The organism is Winogradskyella sp. ECml5-4, from assembly GCF_036903175.1.
Classification (GTDB): Bacteria; Bacteroidota; Bacteroidia; order Flavobacteriales; family Flavobacteriaceae; genus Winogradskyella; species Winogradskyella damuponensis.
On record NZ_JAYJLF010000016.1, the window covers coordinates 1 to 6,774 of the forward strand.

The 6,774-nt window shown below is 32.6% G+C and carries 5 protein-coding genes; 1 reads left to right on the forward strand and 4 read right to left on the reverse strand.

Annotated features, from left to right (window positions below):
• Positions 1-671 precede the first annotated feature (671 nt).
• Entirely contained in the window at positions 672-1,553 is an 882-nt protein-coding gene (era, locus tag VDP25_RS15030) for a GTPase Era (protein WP_334471166.1), read from the forward strand.
• Here the strand turns inward: era and VDP25_RS15035 are convergent.
• From VDP25_RS15035 to VDP25_RS15050, 4 genes are all read right to left on the reverse strand, one after another.
• Positions 1,544-2,044, reverse strand: coding sequence for a GTP-binding protein (locus VDP25_RS15035; protein WP_334471168.1), 501 nt, complete (start codon positions 2,042-2,044; stop codon positions 1,544-1,546). The two genes, era and VDP25_RS15035, sit on opposite strands and share 10 nt — an antisense overlap.
• Positions 2,045-2,070: 26 nt before the next feature.
• Complete coding sequence (locus tag VDP25_RS15040) at positions 2,071-3,951, reverse strand: OmpA family protein (protein ID WP_215925538.1); 1,881 nt, start codon at positions 3,949-3,951, stop codon at positions 2,071-2,073.
• Positions 3,952-3,961: 10 nt separating this feature from the next.
• A complete protein-coding gene (locus tag VDP25_RS15045; protein WP_334471171.1) occupies positions 3,962-4,900 on the reverse strand; it encodes a PorP/SprF family type IX secretion system membrane protein in 939 nt (312 codons plus the stop codon).
• Positions 4,901-4,916: 16 nt separating this feature from the next.
• On the reverse strand, positions 4,917-6,774 hold a 1,858-nt coding region (locus VDP25_RS15050), incomplete at its 5' end, for a gliding motility-associated C-terminal domain-containing protein (RefSeq protein ID WP_334471173.1).

Sequence of the window (6,774 nt, forward strand, 5' to 3'; positions counted from 1 at the left end):
AAAAATTCAGGAAGAATAAGTTTCAGTAGTTCTAGATAATTGTCCAAAAGTCTTTTTTTTTTTTACAAAAATCAGAATCTTTTTTTAATCATCACACACAACTTTTAGCAATGACCCGTGTTGCGATTATGTAAAACTATTTATCAGTAGCACTATATTAAGTTTAAGGACGTTTTAAAGTCTGTTGGCTTGGCTTGTTCCAAACACAAGCAATGTGGCTTAAAACTAAGGATAAATTGTTTTATTTTTTACGCTAGCAATGTGATTTTGCTTTTGTAGGACGCCCTTTTATGGTAATTTGATTTTAGGTTTACTATAAAAGTTTTAGATAATTATTGTGCTACTAGGTCTTCCGTTTTACATAAACTAGGTAATATACGTTTATTACTAGCCTAATTACACGTATTTGCTAAACAGAGTATTTCTCATCGGTCTAAAATTTTTGAGTGTCAGTTTTGTTGACTTCAAAATGTTTTAAAAGCTATTATAATTGTTGAAGGATTATTATTTCCTGTCTATAGGTAATTATATTGTAAAACCACAATTCTATTTGTGCTACCTAGTTTTATAAGGTTTAAAACATAGAAATTAATCGCTATACTAACAGATCGCTAAACAAATAAAATGTGATCAAGTTTTTTAAACTATCTTTGCAGTCTAAAACATATTGAATGCACAAAGCAGGTTTTGTAAATATTATTGGTAATCCTAACGTTGGTAAATCTACGTTGATGAATGCTTTTATAGGTGAAAAATTATCTATTATAACATCAAAAGCACAAACAACAAGACATCGAATTTTAGGTATTGTAAATGGCGAAGATTTTCAGGTGATTTTAAGTGATACACCAGGTATCATTAAACCAGCATATGAGCTACAAGAGTCTATGATGGATTTTGTAAAATCGGCTTTTGATGATGCAGATGTATTAATTTATATGGTTGAAATAGGTGAGAAGGAGTTGAAAGATGAAGCTTTCTTTAATAAAATCACCAATTCAAAGATTCCTGTTTTATTATTGTTGAATAAGATTGATACCTCTAATCAAGAACAGCTTGAAGCACAATCGGAATTATGGCAAAGTAAAGTTCCAAATGCTGAGTTTTTTCCTATTTCTGCAACCGAAGGGTTTAATGTTCAGAATGTATTTGATAGAATCATTGAATTATTACCAGAGTCTCCTGCGTTTTACCCTAAAGATCAATTAACAGATAAACCAGAACGTTTTTTTGTTAACGAGGCCATTAGAGAAAAGATCTTAATACATTATAAAAAAGAAATTCCGTATGCTGTAGAAGTTGATACTGAAGAGTTTTTTGAAGCGGATGATATTATAAGAATGCGTTCTGTAATTATGGTTGAAAGAGAGACTCAAAAAGGAATTATTATTGGACATAAAGGCTCGGCATTAAAGCGAGTAGGAGTAGAAGCACGTAAAGATTTAGAAAAATTCTTTGGTAAACAAGTGCATTTAGAATTGTATGTAAAGGTGAATAAAAATTGGAGAAGTAACCAGAACCAACTAAAGCGTTTTGGCTATAATCAACGGTAAGTTCTAAGAGTCTTTTTCATAAAATCATGTAATTTATACATTTCTGGTTTTCCTTTTGAACGTCCAATTCTACCAGCAAAATATAATACAATCCATATTAGAATCATAAAAAGCATTAGAAACAGCTGTATCGCATAAGTGTTTCCTAAGCTTATGTTTGTATATGCCCAAATTCCAAAACCTAGAAAAAGAGCAGCGACTATAAAGTGAAAAAACATAAACATAGTCCAAACGGTTGGGTTGGGTCCAAAAAGACCATGAACTATTGTTTTATCTTTTCCTTCTTCATTAATTTCTAAATGCAATTGAGGCGACCAAAAATGTTGGTCTTTTTTTGGGAATTTTATAAAAACGTGATCGTCAATCCTAGAAACAATAAATTCTGTTTGGTTAGTTTTTGTTTCGTCAAAACCTTTTAGTAATTTTTCGTTATGAGTTGTTACTTCAAATTTAAAACGAGGCCTTAATACGATTTCATTGGAAAGTGCCATAATTATTGTGAAACAGAGTGTTTCCTTTATTTTAAAATAAGGAATTCACAACGTCTGTTAATTGAAAATTCTGTTTCTGTACAATTTTCGCCACAAGGTACTAATGGTTGTGACTCTCCATAACCTTTAGATGTTAAACGCGCTCTTGAGATTCCGTTTTGTACTAAATATTCTAAAGTTGCTCTTGCACGTTTTTCAGATAAGTCTAAGTTAAATTCAAAGCCTGCTCTAGAATCTGTATGTGCTCCAAGTTGTATTTCCATTCTTGGGTACTTTTTAAGTAAATCTACCAATACATCCAAGGTTCTTGCAGCTTGTGGTTTAATGTCCCATTTCGCAAAGTCGAAATAAATATTTTCTAACTCAATAAAAGTGTTACCAAATTCATCATCAGTTACAATTTCTTCAGCATCTTTATAAGATTCTATTTCAAGCTCAATATTAAATTCGATGTTGCCTTTATCATTAGTGTCAAAAAATTCAATTTGAGGAATATATTTAGGTTGAAAACCTTCAACAGAATAATTTTGATTTGGCTTAGTTGTCAACTGATATTTTCCGTCTTCACCCACTATAACTTCACTTATTACATTTCCATCTTCATCAAATAAAGTTACGGTTGTATTAGGTAAAATTTCACCTGTTACCTTGTCTGTAACTAAACCTTCAATGGTATAAGTTCTTTCGGTTTCAATGCGTTTAAAAGTATATATATTATCTTCACCAGATCTATTAGAAGATATGTATCCAGTGTTTAAAGAATCGATTACGACAAATGCGAAGTCATCTTTTTCAGTATTAATAGATTCACCTAAATTAAGTGCATCGAGGTATTTATCATTATTTATGCTACTCGAAAATACATCTAAACCACCAAAACCATTTTTTCCATTAGAAGCAAAATAAAGAGTGCTATCTTGAGCAATAAAAGGAAACTGTTCTCTACGAACAGTATTAATGTTTGCACCTAAGTTAACAGGTTCACCAAAAGAATTGTCTCCTAAGATATCTACGTAGAAGATATCAAAAGAGCCCATAGTATTTGGCATATCACTAGCGAAGTATAATTTTGTTTCATCACTATTTAAAGCAGGATGCATAGTAGAGTAGGTGTTACTAGAAAAGGGTACAGGTTCTACATTTGTCCATTTATCATCAACTAGTTCTGCTTTAAAGATACTAACAACAGCAATTTTTGTAGAATCTAAATCAATTCGATTTTTGTGATTTCTAGAAAAATACATGGTTTTACCATCTTTGGTAAATACGGCATTACTTTCATGCTGTTTTGAAGTATTTATATTTTTATTAAAAGGTTGTATGCTATCTAATGTTATAGAATTTCCGACAGTTACTTTACCTTCATATAAATCTAAATACGGTTTGCTATTCCATTTGTAATTTGGATTTTTTAAATTTTTTGTTGAAGAAAAAACGATTTTATCTCCATAAATACCAACTCCAAAATTTGAACCTCCAATATCTTCTGTAATATTCTTTAGTTCATATTCATAAGGAATAATACGTTTTAACAACGATTTAAAACTTTTGGTATTAATAGGGTTGTTTAAATAAAGAGATGAAATTTCATCTGATTCTTCGTATTTTCTGGTTCCTTTTAATACATCAAAATACTTGAAATAAAATGCTTCAGTGAGTTCCGTATCATTTTTTAAATCATAAACTTGTTTGTAGGCTTTATAAGCACGATCAAATTCAGAGTTATAATAATAACAGTCTCCTAGCTTTTCTAAATTAACTGCTGTTTTTGGAAGTTCCGAATAAATCTCAGCAGCTTCAACATATGCTCTATTTTCGTAAAGCGCATCAGCTTTACTAGATTGTGAAAAGCATAGATTTCCTGTAGTTAAAACAGCAAATAAGATATATAGTTTAAACGTTTTCATTTGTCTTTAATTAGAAAAATCTTGGCGATTTGTCGTAGCCTTTTCCGAGTTTACCAATGTTAAATAATAGCATTATTTCGTGTGATCCCGAATTAAATCTACCTAAATTAGATATTGTATGGTCGTAGGCATAACCAATACGTATGGCGTCAGTCATTGAAAAATTAACCATACCAACGTAAGAATCATCAAAGCGATAGCCAGCACCAACTTCTACCAAATTATCAATTAAAACATTTGCATTTAAATCTATAGATAAGCGTGCGCCATTGACATGCTTTGCCATAAAAGAATGCTTAAACTTAAAAGTATCATTTAAATCTATGACATAACCACCAGTGAAAAATACATGTATATTTTTTTTACCTTGAGATATAATTCCGCTATCTTCTTCAAGGTATTTTGTTTCTAAAAGATTTGGTGCAGATAAGCCTAAATAATAATGATCTGAGAAAAAGAATAAACCAGCTCCAACATTAGGAATAACTCGGCTTATATTTTCTGCAAAGGCCGGATCTGGTAAAGGGTCAGAATATACAAACCCATCAAAATTGGTACTGTAAAAAGTAGCGCCAGCCTTTATCCCAAAGGATAATTTTGTGTTTGCACTTAAAGGAACCACAACAGCTATATCTGCAAAAGCACTTGTTTGTTTTACAACGTCACCAATTTCATCATGTACAACAGATAAGCCTCCTTCTACGTTATCTGTAATTGTAGAGTGAACAAAATATGTTCCGGTTGTTGGTCCACCAATAGATCGAGCCCACTGCGTACGATAAAGTAGGCCAAGATTCATCATAGAGTTGTCATCTGTAGCATAACCAGGATTTATGACACTCATATTATACATATATTGGCTGTATTGAGGATCTTGTTGTGCGTGCAATTTCAACCCTAAAAAAAGAGTTGTTATGGCAATGCAATATGTTGTTATTTTACTTATCATTTTAATATGTCGTAAATTATCTACTTAGATACACTCTACCTTGTATTGGTTCCGTTTTTCCATCATTAAATTCTAAGATATAAAAATATACTCCAACAGGTAAAACAGTATTGTTGTTTTTCCATGTTCCGTCCCACTTAGGAGAGTCTTTATCGCCTTCGTAAAGTATATTTCCATATCTATTATAAACGCTAAGTTTAAAGTTAGGATAAAGTTCGTCTAAGTAAAGAATATCAAAAACAGGATTAATATGGTCGCCATTTGGAGAAAAACCATCTGGTATTACAATGCTTTTTACACATTCAATAAAACTAATAGTTACTTCTAATCTTATACTTGTTTCACAATTATTTTCTGTTCTAAATGCTCCATAGTATATAATCCCTTCTTGTAAAGCATCTGTATCAGCATAAGGTATACCGCCAATAGCTTGATCGTACCATACAATTGAGTCGCCTACATTTATATTGTTAGAAATGTTGTTGGATAAATCAGCAATGGTTGGATTATCTTCTATACAAAACTCTGTGCCGTTGTCAATTAATTCTGGTGTTGGTGGATCTTGTACTATTATCTTATATGGTTCAACAGTATTAGTAATTGCACTACAAGTTTGGCCAAGTACATATAATTGAGTCAGAGTAACCATAGTAATTCCAGGGTTTGGTAATAGTGTTTGTGGAATTATAAATGTTGAGTTTCCATTTACTACAGAAATTGCAGCAGTATTTACAGAAGCGTTAGCTTCACTAAGTTGATATACTATAGAATAATCACCATCTGGTAATTGATTAGCTCCACTAATAATAATTTCGGCATCTTGAAGACCTAAACAAATAAAATTGTTATCCATAGAAAGCTCTAGTCCTGTAACGTCTGGAAGGTCTAGTATTGTAACAGATACATTAGCAGAAGCTGTTAAGTTACATTCTGTTGATGTTACGGTATAGGTGTATACATCAGCAGTATCAACTGTAGGGTCAAACACTCCAGTTCCACTAGCAAGTGCAGGTGTCCATATCCCGCCAGTTTGTGGGGAACCACCTAAACTATCAAATAGATCTACAGAGTTTGTATCATCGATACATAAATTAAGTGTGTCATCTAATCCAGCATCTGGTACTTGAGTAAGTGTTACAACAACATTAGCAGTTGCATCAGGACAAGTTGAATCTGTACTAGAAACAGTATACGTATAGGTATCAGCAGTGTCTACCGTTGGGTCAAATACTCCAGTGCCACTTGTTAATGCAGGAGACCAAGTACCACCTGTTTGTGGAGTTCCTCCTAGACTATCAAATAAATCTACAGGTGAAGCATTACTACAAAACTCAATAGTACCATCTGTACCAGCGTCATTTGCAGTTGAAATAGAGACTGTTACTGTCGCAGAACTAGTTCCACATGAATTATTTATAGTATAAGTATAAATATCAGCGGCATCTATAGCTGGATCAAACATTCCTGTTCCACTGGCAAGAGCAGGAGACCAAACTCCCCCTGTATCTGGAATTCCTTCTAAGTAATCAATTAAATCAACTGAACTAGAATCGCTAGAACACAAATCTAGTGTACCATTAGTTCCAGCATTTGGTGCTTGAGTAAACGTTACAACAACATTAGCTGTAGCATCAGGACAGCTTGAACCAGTACTAGAAACAGTATATGTATAGGTGTCAGCAGCATCAACCATTGGGTCAAACATTCCTGTTCCACTAGCAAGTGCAGGGGACCAAGTACCACCAATATCAGGCGTACCACCTAAACTGTCAAATAAGTCTACGGCAGTATCTGTATTACAAAGTTCTAAAGTGCCATCAGTTCCAGCATCATTTACATCAGATAAAGAAACAGTGACAGTTGCAGAATTAGTT